This window comes from Pseudarthrobacter sp. Hb11 (genome assembly GCF_059383655.1).
In genome coordinates this window covers 42,538-64,528 of sequence record NZ_JBWZCM010000002.1, presented here as the reverse complement: position 1 = coordinate 64,528, position 21,991 = coordinate 42,538, and the positions used below count along the sequence as shown (strand labels likewise).

The following is a 21,991-nucleotide window of genomic DNA, read 5'->3' as shown; positions in this document are numbered from 1 at the left end:
CACAGATAAACTTAAATCCACGCCATCTACTGAGTGAAGTGAGAGAGATGACTGCCACTGCTACCGAACACGTAGCCGCAACGTCCGGTGCCACCGGCCGCATTGCGCGCGTAATCGGCCCGGTTGTCGACGTCGAATTCCCGGCTGACGCAATCCCGTCCATCTACAACGCACTCACCACCGAGATCACACTCAACGGTGAGACCAAGACCATCACGTTCGAGACGTCCCAGCACCTGGGTGACAACCTCGTCCGCGCCATCTCCCTGCAGGCCACCGACGGACTTGTCCGCGGTACGTCTGTAGTGGACAGCGGTGCCCCGATTTCCGTACCCGTCGGCGACGGCGTCAAGGGCCACATCTTCAACGTCCTGGGCCAGCCCCTGGACGTTACCGAGGCGGAACTGCAGATCAGCGAACGCTGGCCCATCCACCGTAAGGCTCCGAGCTTCGCTTCGCTCGAAGGCTCCACCGAGATGCTGGAAACCGGCATCAAGGTCATTGACCTTCTCACCCCGTACATCAAGGGTGGAAAGATCGGCCTGTTCGGTGGCGCCGGCGTGGGCAAGACCGTTCTGATCCAGGAAATGATCACCCGTGTTGCCCGCAACTTCGGTGGTACCTCGGTATTCGCCGGTGTTGGCGAGCGTACCCGTGAGGGCAACGACCTCTGGGTTGAAATGGAAGAGGCAGGCGTCCTCAAGGACACCGCCCTTGTATTCGGCCAGATGGATGAGCCGCCGGGAACGCGCCTGCGCGTAGCCCTGTCGGCCCTGACCATGGCGGAGTACTTCCGCGATGTGCAGAACCAGGACGTGCTGCTCTTCATCGACAACATCTTCCGCTTCACCCAGGCAGGTTCCGAGGTTTCCACCCTCCTCGGCCGTATGCCTTCGGCTGTGGGCTACCAGCCCAACCTGGCAGATGAGATGGGTCTCCTGCAGGAGCGCATCACCTCCACCAAGGGCCACTCCATCACCTCGATGCAGGCTATTTACGTTCCCGCAGATGACTACACCGACCCGGCTCCGGCCACGACCTTCGCACACCTCGACGCGACCACGGAACTTTCCCGTGAAATCGCCTCCCGTGGTCTGTACCCGGCCGTTGACCCGCTGACGTCGACCTCCCGCATCCTGGATCCCCAGTACATCGGCAAGGACCACTACAACACGGCTGTCCGTGTGAAGCAGATCCTGCAGAAGAACAAGGAACTCCAGGACATCATCGCCATCCTCGGCGTTGACGAACTCTCCGAAGAGGACAAGATCGTCGTGTCGCGTGCACGCCGCATCCAGCAGTTCCTCTCGCAGAACACCTACACCGCCAAGCAGTTCACCGGCGTCGAGGGTTCCACGGTCTCCATCAAGGACACCGTCGAAGGCTTCACCGCCATCTGCGACGGCGAGCTGGACCACATCGCGGAGCAGGCGTTCTTCAACGTCGGCGGCCTCGATGACGTTGAGCGCCAGTGGGCCAAGATCCAGGAACAGACCAAGTAATATGGCTGAGCTTGAGGTTGAGATTGTCGCAGCGGACCACTTCGTGTGGTCCGGAGCGGCCAAGATGGTCAAGGCCCGCACCAGCGATGGTGAAATCGGAATCCTGCCCGGCCACTCGCCCCTGCTGGCGATCCTGGCCGAGGGTGAACTGGCCATCCAGCCGGTGTCCGGTGACCGTATCGCCGTAGATGTGGACGGTGGATTCTTCTCCGTCGACAACAACCGGGTGGTTATTGTTGCTGACAACGCCCACCTGGGCGGCTCGGCTACCGCTGGGATCCGCTAGCACCACCTTGATGGACGCACCGACTTTTACGTTCATCGCCATGGCAATCGCTTTTGGATTGCTGGTCTTTGCACTGTGCCTTTCGGGGGTGCGCCGCTTCAACCTGCGGCGTGCCCTCGGCACGGTGGACGCCTCCATTTGCATGGCTGGAAACAGTTGGCAGATGGGGGTTTGTCGTTATCAGGACAACGACCTTGAGTGGTTCCGGCTGCTCTCGTTGAGTGTCCGTCCCAAACACAAGTTCAGGCGGCACTCGCTCGAGCTGCTCGGCCGCCGCAAGCCCACCGAAGCCGAGGCCGTCAAGGTCCAGCCCGACGTCGTCATTGTTGAATTGCGGTACGAAGGGCAGGACCTTCGCCTTGCCATGAAATTCGACGCCTATGCCGGTCTCTCGTCCTGGCTTGAGGCCGGGCCGGTCATCGGCGTGGGCACCTGGCGCTAGCCGCGGTGGACTGCTTTTTCAACCTCCGGCTCACCGAGGGCGCGGTTTACTGGGTGTCGCTCGCGCTGGGCCTGGCCGGCGCCGTGTATCTCCTCTCGCCGCCTTCCCGCATTCGCGCGCGGCGCTGGATTTTCCGCGCCATCGCCGCTGCCGCCGTCGCCTTCGCCCTCGTGGCCACCGTCCACTGGGCCCTCATCAACGTCTTCTCCGTGTTCCCGGACAACATTCCGGATCCGGTCCTGCTGTGGGTGGTGACCGGTGTTGCCGCCGTGATCCTCTTCCTGCTTCGGCTGCCCCGGAGCAGTTGGCGCCCACGCGCCACCGGCCTGGCGGGAGTACTCCTGGTGGTCGCCCTTGCATCGGTCCAGATCAATGCCTATTACGGGCTCAACCGCACGGTGAGTGACCTGTTCGGCACGGCGCTGGCCCGGATCCCCACCCTCGAACCGGACCTGATGCGGCAGTCAGGGGAGGACGACGGCGTTCCCCTCCTGGGGTGGGCACCACAGGGTGAGCTGCCGGACGGGGGAGTTCTCCGCAAGTCTGCCATCCCCGGCACCCTATCCGGAATGAACACGCGGGACGCCTATATCTACCTGCCACCCGCCTATTTCTCGGAAAACCGTCCCGCGCTTCCGGTGCTGGTCCTGGTAGCCGGCCAGCCGGGCGGCCCCGCTGACTGGGTCACCGGCGGCACCCTGCAGGACCACATGGATTCCTTTGCCCGGTCCCACGGCGGCGTCGCTCCAGTGGTGGTGGTGCCCGACCCGAACGGTTCACAGTCCGCCAACACGATGTGCATGGACAGCCGCATCGCAAAGGCCGATACATACCTTTCCCGTGATGTGCCTGAATGGATTACTGCCACCCTTTCGGTTGACGTCAACCACAGCCACTGGGCCATCGGCGGGTTTTCCTTCGGCGGCACCTGCGCCCTGCAGATGGGAACCCGGCACCCCGGGCTGTACCCGTCCGTCCTCTCCTTCTCCGGCGAAGCGGAGCCGGCCATCGCCAAGGAGCGGCAGAAGACCATCGATGCGGCCTTCCCGGGGGACCCGGATGCGTTTGAGCGCGAGACGCCCCTTGCCATCATGAAAGAACGCCGCTTCGAGTCCAGCGGGGTGTACCTGACGGCGGGGCAGGACGACCACGAATTCCTGGCGTACCTTCACACGCTGGCCGCGGCGGCCCGGGAGGCCGGCTTCACCGTGCGTGCCCACGAGGTGGAAAACACCGGACACTCCTGGGATACGTCCTCCAAGCGGATTGCCGACGCACTCCAGTTCCTGGCCGACAGGTGGGGACTCCAGCAGTGAGCTCCGGAAAGGAGGTCCGCACAGCGTCACTGGCGTGGACAACGGTGGGACGCCCCGCCCTGAACCGGATCATCGGCGCGCTGAAGTCGATGCCGTTCTCCGTGGCCGTGCTTGCGGTGTTCCTCGTCGCCGGGGCTGCCACCGGCAGCTACCTCGCCGGGCCGCCGGAGCAGTTGCTGGATATGGCGGGAGTGAGCGGACCGGGGCTGCGCGCGGGCAACTGGTGGGCTTTGTTCACCAGCCTCTTTTTCGCCACCAACCCGATGGCCTACGTTGCCGCCTCCCTGATGATCCTGCTGTTGCTGGGCCCTGCCGAACGAAGGATGGGAACACCGGTGGCGGCCGCGTTCTTCTTTGGAGGCCAGTTCGCTGCCGTCACGCTGTTCCTGCTGCTTACCCAGCTGGCGGGCTACGTTGGCGACGGATGGCTCGACCGGATGGCCGATGACATCCTGCTTGGACCCTATCCGGCAGTCCTGACCGCGGCACTCGCGGCCAGCGGAAGGCTGCCGGTCCTGTGGCAGCGCCGGTTGCGCACAGGCGTGCTGTCCATCTCGCTCCTGCTGGTGCTCTACGTGGGGCATGCAGAGACCGTCATCGGGCTGCTTGGTGCCTTCCTGGGACTCCTGGCCGGGTGGTGGATCCAGGGCGACCATGGCCACCTGCACCGGCACAGGTCCACCGGCAGGGAGACCCGAAACCTGCTCGCGCTTACCGTGGCCGTTTTCGCTGTGGGTCCGATCCTCACGGGAATAGCGCGGGCACCTACGGGTCCGCTGGCGCTGCTGCGCGACGTGGTGTTGAACCCCATGCCTACGCTCAGCCAGCTGGTGTTCAACTGCGGTGCCACTGTGGAAGCATCCTGCCTTGAGGCCGGCCGGGCAGGCTTTGCGGGACCCTTTGGCCTTGCGCTTGCAGTCATTCCGGTGGTCCTGCTGTTGATTTGCGCGGACGGCATGCGCCGCGGCCGGCGGCTTGCCCTGAATATCGCACTCGCCATCCAGCTCGCCGTGACGGGGCTCGCGGCCGTCTACCTGGCGCTGTTCGCCCTGGTTCCGTCCCGGCTGCAAGGACCGTCCGCCCCGCCCATGGGATCTGCCTTTGCCCACGTGCTTCCGCTGGTTGTCGTACCCCTGCTGCTGGCGGTGCTCCTGTGGTTCAACCGACGGCAGTTCCGGGTTCAGACGCTCCCGTCCGCCCGGCGGACGCTGGCGCTGGCGGTGGGAGGAACGTGGCTTCTCCTTGCAAGCACTTATGCGGGCGCCTGGTTCTGGGCAGGCGGATTAGCGCGCGACGGCGGCCTGCTGGGACTGTTCGCGGAGCTGGCCAGGCAGTACGTCCCGGTTCCCATCCCACAGCACTACCACCGCGTTTTCGCTGACCGGAACAGCGTGGAGGCTGTCCTTTTTGCGTACTCCGGACCGGTGTTTTGGGGGATTGCGCTGGCGGCTGTGTGGTGGGCGCTGCTGGGCGGGCACCATGGGAACGATTCCGGGCGGCAGGACCGGATCGAGGCACGGAACCTGCTCCACCGGGGCGGTGGACCGCTTTCCTGGATGGCACTCTGGGAACCCAATGAGTATTGGTTCAGTCCCGACGGCCAGGGCGCGGTGGCTTTCCAGCGGCACGGCAGCGTGGCACTCACACTTGGCGGAGCCTTCGGTCCGGCGCAGTGCCAGAAGGACGTGGCTGCGGGGTTTATGGCCTACTGCAGCCGGCAGGCCCTGATCCCTGCGCTTTACTCCTGCGACGACTCGCTCTGGCCCATGCTCCAGGAGCGCGGGTTTTCGCGGGTTGCCGTAGCGCAGGAGACACGGCTTGCAATCCGCGAACTCGAGTTTCGGGGCAAGGAATGGCAGAACGTCCGGACTGCGCTGAACCGTGCGGCAAAGCTCGGGGTCAGAGCTGTGTGGGGCTCCTACGCGTCGTTGCCCGCTGCGCTGCGCTCACGCCTGAGCGAAGTTTCCGAGGAATGGGCGGCTGGAAAGACCGTCCCTGAGATGGGCTTCACCCTGGGCGGCATTGATGAGCTCGATGACCCGGAGGTCCTGTGCTGCCTCGCCGTTGACGAAGAGGGCACCGTTCATGGAATGACCAGCTGGCTGCCGGTTTACGACGGCGGGACCCTGGTCAGCCGGACGCTGGACGTCATGCGCCGGGGAGCAGAAGGATTCCCGGGGGTGATGGACTTTCTCATCGCCTCTGCTGTGCTCGAGCTGCGCAGTTCAGTGGAGGTCATATCCCTCTCGGGTTCGCCGCTGGCAAGCGTCCCCGGGGCCGCTGATAATTCCGGCGGGGAGGGCGGGGCGGATAACCTTGTCCGGATCCTCGACCTGGTGGGACACGCCCTTGAACCCGTATATGGATTCCGTTCCCTGGCGGCATTCAAGTCGCGGTTCAAACCGGAGTACCGCGCCCTATACCTGTATTACCAGGACCCGCTGCACCTGCCCGCTATTGGCCGCGCTTTAACACGTGCCTACCTGCCAGGGCTTTCCCTTCCGCAGGGTGCCCGCCTGGTACGCAAATTAGTGAAGTGAACCCTTCCAATTAGCACCAACAAATGTACGCTCCGGCGAGCCGGGAACGGCCATTGCTGCCATGGGGATGAAACCGGCAATTCAACAAAAATGATCCCCGGCATAATTGCCGGGGATCATTGTTTCGCTGCCGGCCGCACTAACGCGGCCGGGCGGCGGGGACTAGACCAGCGTCACGCCGGTAGCCTGGGGGCCCTTGGCGCCCTGACCGATTTCGAACTGAACACGCTGGTTCTCGTCGAGGGTCTTGAAGCCACCCGTCTGGATCTCCGAGTAGTGCACGAAGACATCACCGTCGGAGTCATCCGGGGTAATGAAGCCGAAGCCCTTTTCAGCGTTGAACCACTTGACGGTTCCCTGTGCCATTTATTTCTCCTCATTGTGGAACTTGTTTAAGATCGGCACACCTCGTGCCGGCCTTGGTCACTCCGTGAGAAGAATCCTGGATTGCCGTCCGGTAAAGGACCGGCGCTGCAGGAGCTTCGCACTCGCAACATGTCTTGCGAGCATGAAAAACACCTACACAAAGACTGAGATAAGAATTTCACGCTGCTCCGCGGAGGTCAACGGTTTGGGCGGAAAAACGCACAATTTTTGGGCAAAAAGACGTTTAAATGACCTTGTCAGAGCCGAATAGAGCCCGAAAGGGAGGCTCGCTGCCTGGGCCGGGAGCGCTTGGAAAACCGGCAGTCAGAAGAGCCGGGACTCGCTGTCGTCCACGCCGCGCATGGCATCGTAGTCAAGGGTGATGCAATCGATCCCGCGGTCGTTCGCGAGCACCTTGGCCTGCGGCTTGATTTGCTGCGCAGCGAAGATACCCCGGACCGGGGCAAGCAGCGGATCGCGGTTCAGCAACTCAAGGTACCGGGTGAGCTGCTCCACGCCGTCGATGTCGCCGCGGCGCTTAAGCTCAATGGCCACGGTGCCGCCGCCCGAGTCGCGGGCCAAAATGTCCACCGGGCCGATGGCCGTGAAGTACTCGCGGCGGATCAGGGAATAGCCCTCACCGAGCGTTTCAATCTGTTCCGCCAGCAGCCGCTGCAGGTCCGCCTCCACACCGTCCTTGATCAGGCCGGGATCCACACCGAGGTCGTGGGAGGAGTCACTGAGTTTCTCATGGATGTTGATGATCAACCGGTCGTCCGTCTTAGCCGACTGCACGGTCCACTGCTCGATGACACCCAGTTCCAGGTCAACGTCCTCGGGGGAAGAGACGCGGAGCGTTGCCGGCGGGCTCATCCAGTTGAGCGGCTTGTAGGAGCCACCGTCCGAGTGGACCAGGACAGAGCCGTCAGCCTTGACCAGCAGCAGCCTGGTGGCAAGGGGGAGATGGGCTTTGAGCCGGCCAACGTAATCAACAGAGCATCGGGCTATGACAAGTCGCACGCCGTACAGACTACCGTCTGGTGCCGCCGGCCTCCGCCCCGGGCAAGCCGGGGGAGCGGTGCCGGCCCGGCAGGGACCGGCCTGGCCGGCGCTGGGGCAGAATGGATGCATGCCGCGTTTCAACCGACCCCGCCGTCCCGTGTCCGGAAAATCCGGAGCCGCGTCGGCCCGTGCGGCCGGAAGGAAGGGAAGCAGCGAGGTTCCTGAGCTTGACCTGGAGCGCGCGCGGGCAGGCATCGCGCGGCGGGAAAGCGCACCCGACGGCGAGTGGATGGTCCGCACCATGACGGCCAGGAACGCTGAAAAGACGTACATTTGCCCCGAGTGTTCCACTGCAGTGCTGCCGGGGGTTGCCCACCTGGTGGTCTGGAAGGATGACCACCTCTTCGGCGCTGCTGCCGGGCTGGCGGAGCGCCGCCACTGGCACACCAACTGCTGGATGACCCGCAGTTACCGCTACCGGTAAGGGGCCGGGTGCAGCTGTCGCTAAGCTGGCAGGCATGACTTTTGATCCGGCGTCGTACGAATTCAGCCAGTCCACCGGCCCCACGCCCATCCGTGCCTCCACTGTCCTGCCGGCGCGGCGCGAAAACGTGGAGCTGCAAACGGAGGACGGGCATACCCTGGTGGGGGAGCTGGCGCTGCCGGAGTCCGGGCCGGTCAAAGCCACGCTGATTACCCTGCACCCGCTGCCTACCCATGGCGGGTTCATGGATTCCCACGTCTACCGCAAGGCCTCCTACCGGCTGCCCGCACTGGCCGGCATCGCGGTGCTGCGGTTCAACACGCGCGGCACCGAGTCCCCGCGGGGTACCAGCACCGGTGCTTTCGAGGAAGGTGTGGGAGAGCGGCATGACGTGGAGGCAGCTGTCCGCTTCGCCGTCGAACGCGGCCTGCCCAACCGGTGGCTTGTGGGCTGGTCCTTCGGCACCGAACTTGCCCTGATGTACGGGGCCACGGAGCCGGTCGCCTCGCTGATTGAGGGGGCAGTTCTGCTGTCCCCGCCGCTGCACCGGGCCAAGGATGCGCACCTGCTCGAGTGGGCGCAGTCCGGCAAACCGCTCAAGGTGCTGGTGCCTGAGCACGATGATTATCTGCAGCCGGACGCCGCCGCCGGGCGCTTCAGCCTGGTGCCGCAGGCCCGCGTTGTAGGGGTCAAAGGCGCCAAGCATCTGTGGGTGGGGGAGAAGTACGCCGGGCGGGTGCTGAACGAGATCGTGGATGAGGTCACCGAAGCAGGTTCCGGCGCCAGCCTGCCGCAGGTATGGGACGGGCCGGCAGCCAACGCCCCGGCCTAGGTGTATCGACCTGAGAGGCCGGCGGCCGCGTCCCAACGTCAGTGCTGGTCCTGCCGCACGATGTAGATTTCGCGGACCAGCAGCAGGACGGCGGCCGCCGTCGGAATGGCGATCAGGGCGCCGAGGACGCCCAGCAAACTGCCGCCGGCGATAACGGAAATGACTGCCACTGCGCCCGGCACCGCGACAGCCTTCTGCATGATGCGCGGCGAGATGAAGTAGGCCTCGAACTGCAGGTATGCAAAGTAGCAGATGGCGTAGACAGTGGCGGTCTGCCAGTCTTCGGTGAGCGCGATGAGGACTACCAGCACACCGGCAATCAGCCCGCCCACCAGGGGGATAAAGGCAAGGAGGGCCACCACGAACGCCAGCAAAAGGGCGAAGGGAACCCCCACGATGGACATCACGATGAAGGCAAAGGTGGCATTAAGCAGGGCTACGCAAGCCTGCCCGATCACGTAGTTGCCCACCGATCGGGTGATCTCCTCGGACAAAGCCTCAACCCGGGCCCGGCGGGAACGGGGTGCAAGCCGGTACCCCCATTTTTTCATTGCGGGCAGGGCGGCCAGGAAGTACAGGCTCAGCACCAGCACAATCAGGGTGCCGAACAGGCCGTTGGCGACGGTTGACCCGAAGCTCACCACGCCGCCGAAGATTCCGCCCACTGCCGCGGGGTCGTTGACAAACTTGTCCAGTTCCTCGGTAATCCGGTCCCGGACGCCGAACTGGTCATCGAGGCTGCGGAAGAAGTCTGAATCAATAAAGTCCCGAACCCAGACCGGTGCCTGCTGGACAACCTGCGTCACCTGTTCCACGATCGTGGGGATCAGGGTGGCAAAAAATCCGACGACGGCGCTTACCAGCACGGTAACGGACACCAGGATTCCGGCCGGGCGGGGGATCTTGCGGCTCTCAAGCCAGCTGACCACAGGTTCCAGGCCGAGTGCGATGAACAGCGCAGCCACAATCCACAGCAGCAGTTGCGTGGTGTTGGATCCGATCCAGTAGACAAGCAGGGCCAGGCCCACACCCACGGTGCCCATAAAACCCATGTACAGGGGGTGCTGGGGCGACATCCGTGGGCCGGGGTCACCGAACTGGGGTTCGACCTCGCCTGACTCTTCGCCAACCTGCTTCTCCTGGTGGGGGTACTCCGGCGGCATTTCGAAGCGGAGCCTCGGCTGGGCCCCGGGCAGCGGTTGGCGAAGGCGGTGCACCACCAGTCCGAGGGCCGCGGAGGCTGCCCCCCTCCGGCTGACGGGCGCAGGGACCTGGGGAGCGCCTGCCGAAGGCTCAGCGCCCGTTCGTTTCTCGTGTGCCGCGGAGGACTCGTCCGTCTTGTCAGTCACTGGGATGTGGGGCCTGTTCAGTGCGTGGCGCCGCTGGCGCGGGCGGGTGTGATGATCATCGCAAACACTATCAGCCGCCTTGTCAACACCCGTGAAGTGCCCGTCACGCGGGCAGGGGAAGATGCCTTTCCGGCACGGGAAACAAGGGCCGTGGTAACGAAACCGTTACTATTGAGGGTAAACCCCCGCTGATGATAGGTGTTCCCTTGCGTTTAAAGACTGCAGTCGCACTCGTGCTGCTCGGCCTCCTGACACTGCTGGCCGGCATCGGCCAGAGAACCATCTGGGCCCCGTCCGAGACTTTCACGGCCTCTGCGCCGGCTGATGCCGGGGCGGCGCCGCTGACGGTCATTGACCAGAACCTGCGCACCCTTCATGGCGGCACCGTCAAGATCAATATCGAGGGTGATGGCAACTTCCTGCTGGCATCGGGGCGTCCCGATGATGTCGACGCCTGGGTCGGCAAGACGGCGCACAACACCGTCACGGGGGTTTCCGAGGACGGGAAGTCGCTCCAGGTGGAACACGCAGACGGCGAACCCACTGCGCCCAACCCCGCAGGCTCGGACCTCTGGGTTTCCACCGAGAACGCAAGCGGTGAGCTGGAGTACTCCTGGACACCGCCGGCCGACGGCGACTGGACCCTCCTGTTGGCCTCTGACGGGACCCAGCCTGCTCCTGCCTCCGTTTCCATGACGTTCCCGAACGATACTTCCACCCCGTGGGCCATTCCGCTGATGGTGCTTGGCTCGCTCCTGATCCTCGGCGGGATCGCCCTGGCGTTGCTCTCCCTGCGCAAGCGCAAGCGCAACGGCGAAGGTGACGGCAACGGCAAGGGCAGCGGTTTTGCCCAGCGTGCCCGTGCCAGGACCGAGGCACGTTCGTCCTCGCGGGTGACCATGGCCGCCGCCGGTGTGGTTGCCGCTGCTGTTGTGGCCGGAACCGGTGTGGCCGCAAGTGCCACCTCGCCCGCGCCCGAGCCTTCCCCGGAGTCTTCGGCTGCCGCGCAGGATCAGTCAGGCTCGCCGGTGCTGCTCGACGCCCAGTTCCGCCGCATCCTGGAGCAGGTTTCCAGCGCAGCGGACGCAGGCGACGCAGCAAAGGATGCGAAAAAGCTTGCCGGCCGCGTTGGCGGCACTGAGCTTGAAGTCCGGACCCAGAACTACAAGATCCGCTCCCGGGTGGGATCCTACGAGGCACGGATGCCCGTGCGCTCCACCAAGCTCCTCACCACGGTGGTCACCAGTAACCGTGACTGGCCCCGGTCCGTCCTTGCCGTGACCCAGGGCGACGGCAACGTGGTTCCGCAGCTGCTGACGCTCGTACAGTCATCTCCGCGCGAGAACTACAAGCTCGTGGAAACGAACCCACTCCAGCCCGGCACCACCTTCCCCACCATCAACCGTGACGGTACCGAGACGCTGGCAGCGGCTGACAAGACCGGGCTGCTGTACAGCGGCGAAGAGGCCATGTCCGGCCTGGCCGACCGCCTCACCAGCGCCGATTCCCCTTTCAAGGACAAGCTGGTGGAGGGTAAGTCCTCGCCGTACATCGCGGACACCCTGTCCTACCAGGCAGAGGTGGTCAAGGCGGGAGAGAACGGCAATTTCTCCTTCACCCACAAGGTTGTTCCCGAGAGCACCATTGTGTTCCGCACCGCCGACGGCGGCGCCCTGGTACTGGGCCGGATCAACTTCGGCTTCGAGGGGACGCCGAAGGCCGCCGGTGACAAGCTCAGCATCGGTGACGATGCCGCGGCGCTCGCCGGCGGCAAGGAAACCACCACCGGCATGGTCCTGAGCTTCGCCGAGTCCATGGCCGTGTACGTTCCGCCGGCAGGCTCCACCGATCCCATGAAGCTTGTGGCTGCCACCCGCGGCCTGGTGGGGGCCAGCTTCAAGTAGACGCCGTACCTGCATTACCCCCGGCAGCGGCCGGAGTGGCTAGAGTGGAAAGCATGAGTTCGCCAGCTTCCCGCCCAGTCCCTCCTGCCGCTGCCAACCTGCTTAACCTGCGCGGCGCCGTCGACCTTTCCTCGCTGAAGCAGCGCCCCGCCGCCCCGGCCCCCTCCGCGCCGCCGTCGGGTCCGGAAGCGCCCGGGGGAGCGCAACCGGGGGCCGCTCCCGGTACTCCCGAGCTGGTAGTGAACGTGACCGAGGGCAACTTCCAGCAACTGGTGGAGTTGTCCGCGCAGGTGCCGGTGGTTTTCGCCCTGTGGGCTTCCTACTCGCCCGAATCCGCAACCATGCTGGATGTTTTGGAACGCGTGGTGGACAGTTATGGCGGCAGGCTGGTCCTCGGAGCCGCCGACATCGAAGCTTTCCCTCAGCTGGCCCAGGCGTTCCAAGTGCAGGCCGTGCCTACCGCCGTAGCAGTGCTCAAGGGCCAGCCGGTGCCGCTTTTCCAGGGCGGTGCCGACGAACAGCAGGTCCGCGGCCTTTTGGATGAACTGCTGAAGGTGGCCGCGGCAAACGGCGTGACCGGCAGCCTCGGCGCCGGTGCCGAGCAGGAAGGCGAGCCCGCCCCGCTGCCGCCGCTTCACCAGGCCGCCTTCGACGCCATCGAAGCCGGCGACTACGCGGCGGCTGCAGACGCCTACCGGCAGGCACTGAACGAGATGCCTGCCGACCACGAGGCGAAGGCCGGGCTGGCCCAGGTGGAGTTGATGGAGCGCCTTCAGTCGCTCTCAGCCCAGGACAGCGAAGCGCTCCGCGCCCAGGCAGCCAATGAGCCGGACAACCTGCAGGCGCAGCTTGCCGTCGCTGACCTGGATGTGGCGGGCGGGCACGTGGAGGACGCGCTGACCCGCCTGGTCAGCTTCATTGGCAGGAACTTCGGACCGGAGCGCGAGACTGCCCGCGTCCGTTTGCTTGAGCTGTTCGACGTGGTGGGCGCAGCCGATGAGCGCGTGGCCAAGGCGCGCCAGGCACTCGCGCGGGTTCTTTTCTAATGTCCGCCCTGTTCGAGCCGCTGAAGCTTCGCTCGCTTGAATTGCAGCACCGCGGCTGGGTATCGCCGATGTGCCAGTACAGCTGCGATGCCGACGCCGCGCCCGGAGTTCCGCATGACTGGCACCTGATGCACCTGGGCTCCTTCGCCGCCGGCGGCGCGGCGTTGATCCTCACCGAGGCTGCCGCCGTCAACCACGAGGGCATGATCAGCCCCCGCGACGCCGGCCTCTACAACGACGCCCAGGCCGCAGCCTGGCAGCGGATCACGTCTTTTGTGCACCGCCACGGGGCGGCGGACGCAAAAATTGGCGTCCAGCTGGCCCATGCCGGCCGGAAGGCCTCCACGTACTGGCCCTTTTCCGGGAAGCACGGCAGTATTCCGGAGTCCGACGGCGGGTGGACCACAGCAGGGCCTTCAGCGTCACCCTTCGACGGCTATGCCGAGCCCGCCGTGATGAGCGAGGAACAGATCACGGGAGTGATCAGCGACTTCGCGGCCGCCGCCGTCCGCGCCGTTGAGGCCGGCTTCGACACTGTGGAAATCCACGCGGCGCACGGCTACCTGCTGCACCAGTTCCAGAGCCCGCTGATCAACATGCGGACCGATACCTGGGGCAGGGATGAAGCAGGGCGGAACCGTCTGATGCTTTCGGTGGTTGATGCGGTGCGGGCTGTGATTCCTGACTCCATGCCCCTGCTGCTGAGGATCTCGGCCAGTGATTGGGCCGATGGCGGGGTTGACCTTGCGGCTTCCGTGCGGCTGGCACAGGAGGCGGCGGAGCACGGCGTGGACCTCGTTGACGTTTCCAGCGGCGGAGCGGTGGCCCATCAACAGATCAAGGCCGGCCCCGGCTACCAAACGGGGTTCTCCGCGGCCATCCGCAGGGAAGCGGGAGTGCCCACCGGCACCGTCGGCCTCCTGACCTCTGCCGGCCAGGCCGAACATGCCATCGCGACCGGACAGGCCGACGGCGTCTTTATTGCCCGGGCTGCTCTTCGGGACCCGCACTGGTGGCTGCGCGCGGCCTTCGAACTGGGCCATGACATTAAGTGGGCACCGCAGTACGAGCGCGCCGTCCCGCGGCGCACCTTCTGAATGCCGCTGTGATGGCAACCGCGCAGCACGACAAGGGGCAAACCGCAGGCCACGGAGTCGACCTGCAACTGGAAGCGGCCATCCTGGAACTTCTGGCCGCCAGGGCTGCAACGTCCACCATCTGCCCGTCGGATGCTGCCCGTGCCGTGGGCGACGAAAATTGGCGCGACCTCATGGAGCCTGCCCGCAAAGCTGCCCGGCGGCTGGTTGATGCCGGCGAGGTGGAGATCACCCAAGGCGGTTCGGTGGTTGATCCCTCCACCGCCAAAGGACCCATCCGGATCCGCAAAGTGCGCTAGCAACGCGCGGCCGCTGCGGGTGGTCCTACGCCTTTTTTACTACTCCTGCAGGAGGACCCCGCTGCCGCAACCCGAGGACTAGTCTGGCTTCATGACTGCTCAGCAACCAGACCCTGCACGGCCGGCCGGTCCCGTCGCCGCACTGTCCATCCGGGGACTCGCCAAACGCTTCGGGCAAAAGATCGCGGTGGACGGCATCAGCCTGGACGTCCCCGCGGGTTCCTTCTTCGGAATTGTGGGCCCCAACGGCGCCGGCAAAACCACCACGTTGTCGATGGCCACCGGGCTGCTGCGCCCGGACTTCGGCACTGCGGTTGTCCACGGCGTGGATGTCTGGGCACGCCCGCTGGAGGCAAAACGGCTGATGGGCATCCTGCCGGACGGGGTACGGCTGTTTGACCGGTTGACCGGCGAACAGCTCATCACCTACGCCGGACTGCTGCGCGGGATGGACAAGGACGTGCTGGCCAGCCGCGTGGGTGAGCTGCTGGCGGCCCTGGACCTGGCGCAGGACGCCGGCACACTCGTGGTTGACTACTCGGCGGGCATGACCAAAAAGATCGCCCTGGCGTCCGCCCTGATTCACGCGCCCAGGCTGCTGGTGCTGGACGAGCCTTTCGAAGCCGTTGACCCTGTGTCTGCCTCCAACATCCGCTCCATCCTTGACAGCTATGTGGCGTCCGGCGGCACGGTGATCGTCTCCAGCCACGTGATGGACCTGGTGCAGCGCATGTGCGACCACGTTGCAGTGGTGGCCGGCGGAAGGCTGCTGGCCACCGGAACGGTGGACGAGGTGCGCGGGGGAGTCTCCCTGGAAGACCGGTTCGTCCAGTTGGTAGGCGGCCGCAGCCGCACGGAAGGGCTGGAATGGTTGCGCACCTTTTAGGGCTCAAACTCACGCTGCTGCGCAACGGACTTCGCCGCAGCCCCTGGCAGCTTGTGGGCATGGCCTTCGCAGGGCTCTATGCCCTGAGCATCGTTGCCACGCTGGTGGTGGTGCTGGTCCTGCTTCGCCAGGCGGACCACGAGTTGGCGTACACCGCCGTGGTGCTTGGCGGTTCGGCGGCCATCCTGGGCTGGGGCATCATTCCGGTGGTGGCTTCGGCAACAGACATGACGCTGGATCCCGCCCGCTTCACCACGTTCGCCGTCCCGATGAAGCAGTTGCTGGCCGGGCTCGCGCTGGGCGGACTGATCGGCATTCCGGGCCTGGCAACAGCCCTGGTGGCACTGTCCACGGTGATGACGTGGTCCCGCGGCGTATTGCCTGCGTTCGCAGCCCTGGTGGGCGCGGCGGTGGGCGTCCTGACCTGCATCGTGCTGTCCAAGGTGGTGACGACGGCAACGGCCAGCCTCGCGTCGTCCCGCCGCTTCAAGGACGTGAGCGCCGTCGCGTTTATGGTTCCCCTTGTCCTCCTGGGCCCCATTGTGGCGGGAGTAGGCCGCGGAATCACCGCGTCCACTGGATTCCTTCCGGACTTCGCCCGGACGTTGTCGTGGACTCCGCTTGGTGCCCCGTGGGCCCTGGCGGGGGACATCGAGGCCGGCCGGCCCGGCGCGGCGGCCTTGAAGCTGCTTATCTCCCTTGCGGTCCTTACGGGCCTGGCCTGGTTCTGGAAGCTGCTGCTGGAACGTGCCCTGGTCACGCCGCCCTACTCTGGCAGCGGCAAGCGCAAGGGCGGCAAGCTGGGGCTGCTCGGGCTCCTGCCCGCTGTTCCTGCGGGCGCCGTGATGGCAAGGGCCCTGACGTACTGGATCCGTGACCCCCGCTACTCCGGTTCCCTCGTTGTGATCCCGCTCCTGCCGGTGGTGCTGGTTTTCCAGGGCAGCCAAACCGGCGATTTCAGCACCCTCGCGCTCCTGGCGCCGCTGTCGGCGTTTATCCTGGCCTGGTCCATTTCCGCTGATGTGTCCTATGACAGCACTGCCTTCGCGCTGCACCTGGCCAGCGGTGTCCGGGGCGTGGACGACAGGCTGGGCCGTGCCCTGGCATGCCTTGCCTTCGCGCTGCCGGTGGTCCTGGTGTTCGCCGCCGGTCACTCCGCCTTCACCGGCGACTGGGACCAGCTGCCCGGCCAGCTGGGGCTCAGCCTGGGAATCCTCTTTACGGGACTGGGATTGTCCTCCGTGGTCTCGGCCCGGTACACCGTGGCGGTTCCCCTGCCCGGCGACAGCCCCTTCAAGAAACCCCCGGGAAACGTGGGCCAGACCCTTGCCGTCCAGTTCGCCGGGCTGGGAGTCCTGATGGTCCTGGTGCTGCCGGAGGCCGCCCTCCTGGTCGCCCAGCTGGTCACCGGCAACAGCCTGTTCGGCTGGCTGAACCTCGCCGTTGGACTTGTGCTGGGAGTGGGCTTGTTTGTGATCGGTGTCAGGCTGGGCGGAAAATGGCTGGACGCCCGCGGTCCTGAGCTCCTGGCCCAGGTCACAGTGAACCGTTGAGCAGTGGACACGGAGCAGCCAACCGCCAAGCGGGCGAACAGCTGACACGGCCCCGGAAGGAACAGCATGGAAGTAGTCATCCTCAGCGGCAGCAAACAGATCGGGAAGCTCGCCGCTGATGCCTTCGAGGAGCTTCTCCGGCGCAAGCCGGACGCGGTCCTGGGACTTGCCACCGGCTCGTCGCCGCTGCCGATCTACGATGAACTCGCTGCCCGGCACGGGCGGGACGGACTGGACTTCAGCCGTGCCTCAGGTTTTGCCCTGGACGAGTACGTGGGCCTGCCGGCCGGGCACCCCGAGTCGTACCGCGAGGTCATCCGGCGGGAGTTCACCGACCGCGTCAACATCGCCCCGGAAAATGTCCACGGCCCGGACGGGACGGCCACAGACATCCCGGAGGCCTGCCGCGCCTACGAGGAGGCCATCGCCGCGGCGGGCGGCGTCGACCTGCAACTCCTCGGCGTGGGGACTGACGGCCACATCGGCTTCAACGAGCCCGGGTCCTCCTTCGCCTCCCGCACCCGGATCAAAAGCCTCATCGAACAGACACGCCGGGACAACGCCCGGTTTTTCAGCGGCCTGGCGGAGGTCCCGCACCACGTCCTGACCCAGGGCCTGGGGACCATCATGGATGCCCGGCATGTGGTCCTGGTGGCAACCGGCGCACAAAAGGCGCAGGCCGTCCGCGAGTTTGTCGAAGGTCCGGTGTCCGCCATCTGCCCCGCGTCCGTGCTGCAGTTCCATCCCCATGCCACCGTCCTGCTGGACGAGGCTGCCGCCTCGGCGCTCAAACTGGCCGATTTTTACCGCCACACCTATGACAACAAGCCCGCCTGGCAGGGTATCTGACAGCATGGCCGGCGGCCCGGGGCAGCAGGGAAAAGTTCGACGGCGGCAGGCAGCGGCCGGCTGTTTCCTCCCGCAGGGGGACGCGCCGCCGTCGAACGCCCCACCGCCGGAAAGGCTAAGATGGTTGGCATGACTAGCATGACGGACCCTCTCGAAAACGACCCGATGCGCGAGCTTTCCGGGGCTGGAACGTCCACGGCCACCATTGAGCGCGAGGAACTGCGCCAAGAGGTGGAGCCAGGAGACCGGGAGCGCTTTTCGCACTATGTGCGCAAGGAAAAAATCATGGAGTCCGCGCTGACCGGTGACCCCGTCATCGCCTTGTGCGGCAAAGTCTGGACGCCCGGCCGGGACCCACAGAAGTTCCCGGTGTGCCCAATGTGTAAAGAGGTCTATGACGGCCTCCGCCCGGGCAACGACGGCGGCAAGGGTCCCGGAGGGGACTCAGGCAACAACAAATAGTGACGGAGACGCTTTTTGGCGGCCCCACCCTGCCTCCGGCTTATCCGGAACGTGCAGCCTGGGGAACCGCCCCGAAACTCCGTGCCTGGCAGCAGGAAGCCCTGGACCTCTACCTGAGGACAAGTCCCCGGGACTTCCTTGCCGTGGCCACACCCGGTGCCGGTAAAACTACCTTCGCGCTTCGGGTCGCGTCCACGCTCATCGAGTCCGGCGCAGTCAACCGCGTGACCATCGTCGCGCCCACGGACCACCTCAAGCGGCAGTGGGCGGATGCGGCGGCCAAGGTGGGCATCGCCATCGACCCCAACTTCAAGAACGCCGACGGCCAGCACGGCCGCGGCTTCATTGGAGTCGCCGTCACGTACGCCCAGGTCGCCAGCAAACCCATGCTGCACCGGGCCAAAACCGAGGCCGCACGCACCCTGGTGATCCTGGACGAGATCCACCACGGCGGCGAAGCGCTGTCCTGGGGCGACGGCCTGCGCGAGGCATTTGACCCTGCGGCGCGCCGGCTGTCCCTGACCGGAACCCCGTTCCGCTCGGACACCTCTCCCATTCCGTTTGTGGAGTACGCGGAGGACCGGGACGGGATCCGCCGGTCCAAGGCGGACTACACCTATGGCTACGGCAACGCGCTGCGCGACCACGTGGTCCGGCCGGTGATGTTTATGGCGTACTCGGGGCAAATGCGCTGGCGGACCAGCGCCGGCGAGGAGATGGCGGCATCCCTCGGTGAGGCCGCGGTGACCAAGGACATCACGTCGCACGCATGGCGCACTGCCCTGAACCCGGCCGGCGAATGGATTCCGGCTGTCCTGGCAGGGGCGGACAAACGCCTCAGCGAGGTGCGCCGTACGGTTCCGGACGCCGGCGGGCTGGTCATCGCCACCGACCACGAGGACGCCAGGGCATACGCGGGGCAGCTGAAGCGGATCACCGGGGAGTCGCCCACGGTTATTCTTTCCGACGACGCCAAAGCGTCGAGCAAGATCGAGGAATTCACTGCCAGTGAGAAGCGGTGGATGGTTGCGGTCCGGATGGTGTCCGAAGGCGTTGACGTTCCCCGGTTGTCAGTGGGTGTGTACGCAACGTCAACTTCCACTCCGTTGTTTTTTGCCCAGGCTGTGGGCCGCTTTGTGCGTGCCCGCAAGCGGGGGGAGACCGCGTCCGTCTTCCTGCCGTCCGTGCCGCAGCTGATGGCTCTTGCCAACTCCATGGAGGCGGAGCGGGACCACGCCCTGGACCGCCCCGAGAAGGAGGACGGGGACGGCCTGTTCAATCCCGAGGACTCGCTGATGGCGGAAGCCAACCGCGAGGACAAGGCCTCCGACAGCCTCACAAAGGGCAAGTTCGAGGCCCTGGACTCGCAGGCGTCCTTTGACCGTGTCTTGTTCGATGGCGGCGAGTTCGGCACCGGCGGCGAAGTAGGCTCCGACGACGAGATGGACTTCCTGGGCATCCCCGGGCTGCTGGACGCGGAACAGGTGGGCACCTTGCTTCGCCAACGCCAGCATGAGCAGCTCAACCGGAAGAACCGGCGTGCCCCGGTGGCGGCAGAAGCCGCGGCTCCGGCTGTCCCGGACCACCGGCTGCTGATGGACTTGCGCAACGAACTGGCCAAGAACGTGGCTGCCTGGTCGGCCCGGACCGGGACGCCGCACGGCGTGGTCCACACAAAGCTGCGGACTGTTTGCGGCGGTCCTCCGGTGGCCCAGGCCAACGAGGAGCAGCTCCAGTCCCGCCTGCGGAAGCTTCAGGACTGGTTCGTCGGCCGCAAATAGCGCTCAGGCGACGTCGACGCCGCCGAGCTCCATCTCGGTGATTGCTTCCTCCAGGTCCTCCGCAATCCCTGCCGTCAGGGAGCGGATGACCGTCACGGAGTAGCCCGCCTGCACTGCGTCCAGGGACGTTGCCTTGACGCAGTAGTCGGTGGCGATCCCCACCACCACCACGTCCTCGACGTCGTTGCTCTGTAGCCAGTCGTCCAGGCCGATGGCGTCATCAGCGGCAGCATACCTGTCAGCGTCGCCGGCGCCGGGCAGCGCGCCGGGTTGCCGTTCCCCGGTGGGTACGGCGTCCTCCGGCGCCTGCAGTCCCTCGAAGCCGGAGTAGGCCGCTGCGAACTGCCCCTTTTGGAAATAGGCATCGATGTACTCGGTATCCAGGTCCGGGTGGAGCTCTGCACCGCGGGTTCCCGCCACGCAGTGCGGCGGCCAGCTGTCGATGAAATCCGGGGTTTCGGAAAAGTGGTCTCCGGGATTGATATGCCAGTCCTGCGTGGCCACCACGTGGTCGAACTCGCTGTGGTGGGCATCCACGTATTCGCTGATCGCGCCGGCCACCGCTGCGCCGCCGGCCACGGCGAGCGAGCCGCCCTCGCAAAAATCGTTCTGGACATCAACGATGATCAGGGCGCGGGACATTAGTTCTCCTCGTAAATGGTGGGGATGGCTGCTTCACCGCGCTGGAGGCGGTTCACCACGGCCGGAAGTTCAGCCATTGACTCGGCATGGCGCCGGCGCGCGCGGAGCACGCCTTCGTGGCCCGTCCAGCCCGGCATCAGTTCGCCGTTTTTCATGAACTGCTGCAGCAGCGGGCGGTCATTGCCGTCGTCCTCGGGCCGCCGGCCCACACCCACCACCTCGGCAGTGGCAATGCCGCGCTCGTCCAGTTTCCGCAGCGCGTACTTGCGCCCGCCCACACTCGCCTTGTTCTTGGCCGCTTTGGCTACAGAGACGAAGTTCCCGTCGTCGTCCGTCCGGCTCACCAGTTTGTAGACCATACTGGCGGTCGGGGCGCCGGACCCGGTGACCAGTGAAGTGCCCACGCCGTAGGAATCCACGGGGGCCGACTGAAGGGCGGCGATGGCGAACTCGTCCAGGTCCGAGGTGACAACGATCTTGGTATTTTCGTTGCCCAGGCTGTCCAGGAGCTGGCGGACCCACTGGGCCTGTGCCACGAGGTCGCCGGAATCCAGCCGTACCGCCCCAAGCCGCGGACCCGCCAGGTCCACTGCAGTGCGAACGGCTGCTTCGACGTCGTACGTATCCACGAGCAGGGACGTGCCATCGCCGAGGGACGCGATCTGGGCCTCGAAGGCGTCCCGCTCGGTGTCGTGCAGGAGGGTAAAGGAGTGCGCGGCGGTGCCCACCGTCTTGATCCCGTAGCGGATGCCCGCCTCCAGGTTGGACGTGCTGTCAAAGCCGGCAATGATGGCTGCCCGGGCGGAGGCGGCAGCGGCTTCCTCATGGGTGCGGCGGGAGCCCATCTCGATGCAGGGGCGGCCGCCGGCGGCACTGATCATCCGGGACGCGGCGGAGGCGATGGCGCTGTCATGGTTGAGCACGGACAGCAGGTATGTCTCCAGCATGCACGCTTCGGCGAAAGTGGCCTCGACGATCAGGATGGGGGAGTTGGGAAAGTACGCTTCCCCTTCCGGATAGCCCCAGATGTCACCGGAGAAACGATAAGACGCCAGGTACTCCAGCGTCTCCTCATTGACCACCTTGGTGCGGGCCAGGAAGTCCAGTTCGGCCTCCCCGAAGCGGAAATTCGAGATGCCTTCAAGGAGGCGGCCTGTACCTGCCACAATGCCGTAGCGCCGGCCGTCCGGGAGCCGCCGGGCGAAGGCTTCGAAGACGGACCTGCGGTGCGCGGCGCCCGAATGCAGCGACGCCTGCAGCATGGTCAGCTCGTAGTGGTCAGTGTAGAAGGACGTGCGGGGATGGTCCCAGCCGGCAGAGGTGCTCACGAAAGTCACTCTAGTCCCCACCGGC

The 21,991-nt window shown here is 65.7% G+C and carries 21 protein-coding genes; 16 read left to right on the top strand and 5 right to left on the bottom strand.

The genetic code is table 11. The annotated features are described in order from the left end of the window. Positions 1–47: 47 nt before the first annotated feature. From atpD to AC50X7_RS04035, 5 genes are read left to right on the top strand one after another with little or no spacing between them, the layout of a single operon-like run. Positions 48–1,502, top strand: a complete 1,455-nt coding sequence (gene atpD, locus AC50X7_RS04055) for a F0F1 ATP synthase subunit beta (RefSeq protein WP_307094619.1) — start codon at positions 48–50, stop codon at positions 1,500–1,502. 1 nt (position 1,503) lies between these two features. Further along, complete coding sequence (locus tag AC50X7_RS04050) at positions 1,504–1,788, top strand: F0F1 ATP synthase subunit epsilon (protein WP_013601509.1); 285 nt, start codon at positions 1,504–1,506, stop codon at positions 1,786–1,788. 10 nt (positions 1,789–1,798) lie between these two features. Next, positions 1,799–2,230 (top strand): DUF2550 domain-containing protein, encoded by a 432-nt coding sequence (locus tag AC50X7_RS04045; protein ID WP_494977873.1) that lies wholly within the window; start codon positions 1,799–1,801, stop codon positions 2,228–2,230. A gap of 5 nt (positions 2,231–2,235) precedes the next feature. Next, a complete protein-coding gene (locus AC50X7_RS04040) occupies positions 2,236–3,546 on the top strand; it encodes an alpha/beta hydrolase (protein ID WP_494977872.1) in 1,311 nt (436 codons plus the stop codon). Then, positions 3,543–6,086, top strand: coding sequence for a bifunctional lysylphosphatidylglycerol flippase/synthetase MprF (locus AC50X7_RS04035; protein ID WP_494977871.1), 2,544 nt, complete (start codon positions 3,543–3,545; stop codon positions 6,084–6,086). The genes AC50X7_RS04040 and AC50X7_RS04035 overlap by 4 nt, the downstream gene beginning before the upstream one ends. A gap of 162 nt (positions 6,087–6,248) precedes the next feature. Here AC50X7_RS04035 and AC50X7_RS04030 read toward each other — a convergent pair whose 3' ends face one another. Both AC50X7_RS04030 and nucS read right to left on the bottom strand, forming a co-directional pair. Continuing rightward, complete coding sequence (locus AC50X7_RS04030; RefSeq protein WP_011692441.1) at positions 6,249–6,452, bottom strand: cold-shock protein; 204 nt, start codon at positions 6,450–6,452, stop codon at positions 6,249–6,251. A gap of 324 nt (positions 6,453–6,776) precedes the next feature. Beyond that, entirely contained in the window at positions 6,777–7,472 is a 696-nt protein-coding gene (gene nucS, locus AC50X7_RS04025) for an endonuclease NucS (RefSeq protein ID WP_494977870.1), read from the bottom strand. Positions 7,473–7,581: 109 nt separating this feature from the next. Here nucS and AC50X7_RS04020 point away from each other — a divergent pair, with 109 nt between their 5' ends. Further along, positions 7,582–7,938, top strand: coding sequence for an Rv1322 family protein (locus AC50X7_RS04020; protein WP_494977869.1), 357 nt, complete (start codon positions 7,582–7,584; stop codon positions 7,936–7,938). A 34-nt stretch (positions 7,939–7,972) separates the two neighbouring features. Next, positions 7,973–8,770 (top strand): alpha/beta hydrolase, encoded by a 798-nt coding sequence (locus AC50X7_RS04015; protein WP_494977868.1) that lies wholly within the window; start codon positions 7,973–7,975, stop codon positions 8,768–8,770. A gap of 38 nt (positions 8,771–8,808) precedes the next feature. On the opposite strand, the gene AC50X7_RS04010 is transcribed toward AC50X7_RS04015, so the two are convergent. Beyond that, entirely contained in the window at positions 8,809–9,993 is a 1,185-nt protein-coding gene (locus tag AC50X7_RS04010) for an AI-2E family transporter (protein WP_494978238.1), read from the bottom strand. 317 nt (positions 9,994–10,310) lie between these two features. On the opposite strand from AC50X7_RS04010, the gene AC50X7_RS04005 reads away from it, so the two are divergent. The 9 genes from AC50X7_RS04005 (at position 10,311) to AC50X7_RS03965 (ending at position 19,996) form a co-directional block, all read left to right on the top strand. Next, positions 10,311–12,023, top strand: a complete 1,713-nt coding sequence (locus AC50X7_RS04005) for a DUF8094 domain-containing protein (protein WP_494977867.1) — start codon at positions 10,311–10,313, stop codon at positions 12,021–12,023. Between the two features lie 53 nt (positions 12,024–12,076). Next, complete coding sequence (locus AC50X7_RS04000; RefSeq protein ID WP_494977866.1) at positions 12,077–13,069, top strand: co-chaperone YbbN; 993 nt, start codon at positions 12,077–12,079, stop codon at positions 13,067–13,069. Further along, positions 13,069–14,166 carry an NADH:flavin oxidoreductase/NADH oxidase gene (locus AC50X7_RS03995; protein WP_494977865.1) on the top strand — a complete coding sequence of 366 codons (1,098 nt, stop codon included), beginning with the start codon at positions 13,069–13,071 and terminating at the stop codon, positions 14,164–14,166. Before AC50X7_RS04000 ends, AC50X7_RS03995 begins: the two co-directional genes overlap by 1 nt. Positions 14,167–14,177: 11 nt before the next feature. Continuing rightward, positions 14,178–14,465: a DUF3253 domain-containing protein gene (locus tag AC50X7_RS03990; RefSeq protein WP_307097817.1), complete on the top strand. Its 288-nt coding sequence runs from the start codon at positions 14,178–14,180 to the stop codon at positions 14,463–14,465. A gap of 91 nt (positions 14,466–14,556) precedes the next feature. Then, the gene (locus AC50X7_RS03985; RefSeq protein ID WP_494977864.1) at positions 14,557–15,351 is read left to right on the top strand and encodes an ABC transporter ATP-binding protein; all 795 of its coding nucleotides are present in this window, start codon (positions 14,557–14,559) and stop codon (positions 15,349–15,351) included. Continuing rightward, entirely contained in the window at positions 15,333–16,904 is a 1,572-nt protein-coding gene (locus AC50X7_RS03980) for a transporter (RefSeq protein ID WP_494977863.1), read from the top strand. Before AC50X7_RS03985 ends, AC50X7_RS03980 begins: the two co-directional genes overlap by 19 nt. Positions 16,905–16,970: 66 nt before the next feature. Next, positions 16,971–17,753, top strand: a complete 783-nt coding sequence (nagB, locus tag AC50X7_RS03975; protein ID WP_494977862.1) for a glucosamine-6-phosphate deaminase — start codon at positions 16,971–16,973, stop codon at positions 17,751–17,753. Between the two features lie 120 nt (positions 17,754–17,873). Next, positions 17,874–18,215, top strand: coding sequence for a DUF3039 domain-containing protein (locus AC50X7_RS03970; RefSeq protein WP_104042248.1), 342 nt, complete (start codon positions 17,874–17,876; stop codon positions 18,213–18,215). Then, positions 18,215–19,996 (top strand): DEAD/DEAH box helicase, encoded by a 1,782-nt coding sequence (locus AC50X7_RS03965; protein WP_307094631.1) that lies wholly within the window; start codon positions 18,215–18,217, stop codon positions 19,994–19,996. The genes AC50X7_RS03970 and AC50X7_RS03965 overlap by 1 nt, the downstream gene beginning before the upstream one ends. Positions 19,997–19,999: 3 nt before the next feature. On the opposite strand, the gene AC50X7_RS03960 is transcribed toward AC50X7_RS03965, so the two are convergent. Beyond that, positions 20,000–20,638 (bottom strand): isochorismatase family protein, encoded by a 639-nt coding sequence (locus AC50X7_RS03960; protein WP_307094632.1) that lies wholly within the window; start codon positions 20,636–20,638, stop codon positions 20,000–20,002. Continuing rightward, positions 20,638–21,966 (bottom strand): nicotinate phosphoribosyltransferase, encoded by a 1,329-nt coding sequence (locus tag AC50X7_RS03955; RefSeq protein ID WP_494977861.1) that lies wholly within the window; start codon positions 21,964–21,966, stop codon positions 20,638–20,640. Before AC50X7_RS03955 ends, AC50X7_RS03960 begins: the two co-directional genes overlap by 1 nt. Between the last annotated feature and the right edge of the window lie 25 nt (positions 21,967–21,991).